General features: G+C 69.8%; 3 protein-coding genes. 2 read left to right on the forward strand and 1 reads right to left on the reverse strand.

Translation table 11 applies throughout. From position 1 onward, the window contains the following. Positions 1 to 338: 338 nt before the first annotated feature. A complete protein-coding gene (locus VFJ21_04600) occupies positions 339 to 1,211 on the forward strand; it encodes a hypothetical protein (GenBank protein ID HET7406403.1) in 873 nt (290 codons plus the stop codon). Here VFJ21_04600 and VFJ21_04605 read toward each other — a convergent pair. Next, positions 1,163 to 1,876, reverse strand: coding sequence for a helix-turn-helix transcriptional regulator (locus VFJ21_04605; GenBank protein ID HET7406404.1), 714 nt, complete (start codon positions 1,874 to 1,876; stop codon positions 1,163 to 1,165). The genes VFJ21_04600 and VFJ21_04605 overlap by 49 nt on opposite strands. Positions 1,877 to 1,983: 107 nt before the next feature. Between VFJ21_04605 and VFJ21_04610 the strand changes: the two genes are divergently transcribed. Beyond that, positions 1,984 to 2,232: a helix-turn-helix domain-containing protein gene (locus tag VFJ21_04610; GenBank protein HET7406405.1), complete on the forward strand. Its 249-nt coding sequence runs from the start codon at positions 1,984 to 1,986 to the stop codon at positions 2,230 to 2,232. Positions 2,233 to 2,367: the final 135 nt, after the last annotated feature.

The raw sequence follows: 2,367 nt of genomic DNA on the forward strand, positions 1-2,367 counted from the left end.
GCGGGCGATCACGACCGGCCGTCGGATGGTCGTGGTCACCCCGACGCTCAAGGCGGCCCAAGTGGCAGAGGGCGCGACCGGCGCGGCGTCGTACTCCGCTGCCTGGGTGCTCCATCAGCATGGCTTCCGCTGGGATGAGGATGGCCGGTGGATTCGGGTCACGTCCCAGCCCGACGTCGGTGCCCGGCTGCAGCGCGGCGACCTGCTCGTCATCGACGAGGCCGGGATGGTGGACCAAGACACCGCCCGGGCACTACTCCGCCTGGCCGACGAGACCAAGGCCCTCGTGATGCTGGTCGGCGACCGCCATCAGCTCCCCGCCGTAGGGCGCGGCGGGGGTGCTGGATCTGGCGATCAGGTACGCGCCCGATCGGGTGCAGAAGCTCGACGGCGTGCGCCGCTTCGACGATCCGCGTTATGCCGAGCTCTCGATGCGGATGCGGACCGGCGCCGGGGCGGGCGAGGTGTTCGACGAGCTGCTCGCTCGCCGCGAGATCGTCATCCACTCCAGCGACGTCGAGCGCACCCGACGCCTGGCTGCGGAAGCTAGCGTCGGCAAGCTCGTCGTCGCCGACACCCGCGACCAGGTCGCGCGGATCAACACCTTCGCCCACCGGATCCGCAAGGCAACCGGCGAGGTGGACGAACAAGTGCTCACCGCGGCCGGCGAGCGGATCGGGGTCGGCGACACCATCGCGACCCGGCGCAACGACCATGACGTCGACGTAGCGAACCGCGAGCTGTGGACCGTCGTCTCGTGCGAACGTGGGGCGCTGACCGTGGTCGGCGATGCTGGTCGACGCGTGCTGCCGCCCGACTACGTCCGCCGCAATGTGGAGCTCGCCTACGCCACAACCGCCTACGGCGCGCAGGGCACCACGGTCGCGGAGAGCCACGTGCTGGTCGGCGACCATAGCGGCGCAGCGTCGGCGTACGTCGGGATGACGCGGGGGCGAACACGCAATGTGGCGCACCTAGTCGCCGGGTCCGTAGAGGATGCGCGCAAGCTGTGGTGCGACGTGTTCGGCCGCGACCGTGCCGACCTCGGGCCGGCTCACGCACGGGAAGCGGCGGCCGAGGCGATCGAGCGGTACGGGCCGATGAAGCCCCGCTACTCTCGTCGCTCGGTACCAGCGCCACGTCGACCCAACGACGCCTTCGGCTATCGGCCACCAGTGCCGTCGTCGGGCGGGCCGGGTCTCGCGATCTGATCCTCCGGCGGCAGAGGCCGCGGGTCGAACCGTGTCCTTCGCTGCCGACGCGGCGGTGGCGGAGGCGGCGCCGGAATGAACTGGTAATCGCGGATCAGGGCCCGCGGCGCGAGGAACCGGTCCTCGAAGATGATCGACCGCAGCCCGTCGAGCTCCAGCGGAGCTGTGGCCAGCCGGATTGCCGGAGCCCAGGCGTCGCGCACCGGGTGGGGCAGGTCGAGCTCGTCCCAGAGGTCGACCAGCAGGCCCCCGTCCATCCAGCGGATCATCTGATGGGGCATTCCGCGGCGAATCAGCTGCTCGTAGACACCGCGCCGCTCGTCCCTGTCGCGCATGTTCCACGAGCGCATGCCGGTCTTCCGGATCTCGTCGGGGATGTTTAGCCTCGCGAAGCAGGTCGGCGGCTCGACGGCCCACAACATGTTCGGCGCCCAGAACTTCACGATGCCGGGCGGGTGGTGCTCGACCCAGTCGATGTGCCCTCGCAGCGTGAACTCGTAGCCCATCGCCTCGAGGATTCGCGAGGCGACCTTCACGGACGGCGACTTCAGCCCGCGCTCGTACTGCGACAGCGTCGCCTGCGACGTACCCGAGATGGCAGCGAGCTCGACCTGCGTCAGGCCCCTCGCCCGGCGCGCGATTCCCAGGAGGAACGAGCGATCCATCCGCTCCACGATATCCGATCGACTGTATTTGCCCCCGCGGTTGGCACGGCCCGCACACCTACCTGTCGCCCACGATCCTCGCGGGCCTTCGCCAACCAGGAGGAACCATGAACAGCAACACCAACGACGTCCCCTTCCACGCCCGCCACGACGACGAACTGCTCACCCTCGACGACGTCGCCGAGATCCTGCGGACCCCGGTCAACACCGTCCGCTGGTGGCGCCAGGAGGGCACCGGGCCGGAGTTCTTCAAGATCGGCCGGCGCCTCTACACGACCGTCGGCGACCTGCGGACCTTCATCCGCGCTCAGCGGCTCGCCTCCCAGCCTGTCCTCGGCAAGCCGAAGGCGGTGTGACCATGCACTGGCCGCCGGACGCCTCGGACGACGCCGACCCGCGGCACGTCTTCCTCGACGCGCACGACGTGATGGCGCGGTACGGCTGGGGCAAGACGAAGGGCTACCAGAACCTCAAGGACCGCTCGCTCGTGC

This window comes from Mycobacteriales bacterium (genome assembly GCA_035690485.1).
In the GTDB taxonomy this organism is placed as follows: Bacteria; Actinomycetota; Actinomycetes; order JAFAQI01; family DASSKL01; genus DASSKL01.

Bases quoted from the DNA above. Each gene is read 5' to 3' on its own strand.
- VFJ21_04610 (HET7406405.1), top strand. From the start codon at position 1,984: ATGAACAGCAACACCAACGACGTCCCCTTCCACGCCCGCCACGACGAC.
- VFJ21_04605 (HET7406404.1), bottom strand. From the start codon at position 1,876: ATGGATCGCTCGTTCCTCCTGGGAATCGCGCGCCGGGCGAGGGGCCTG.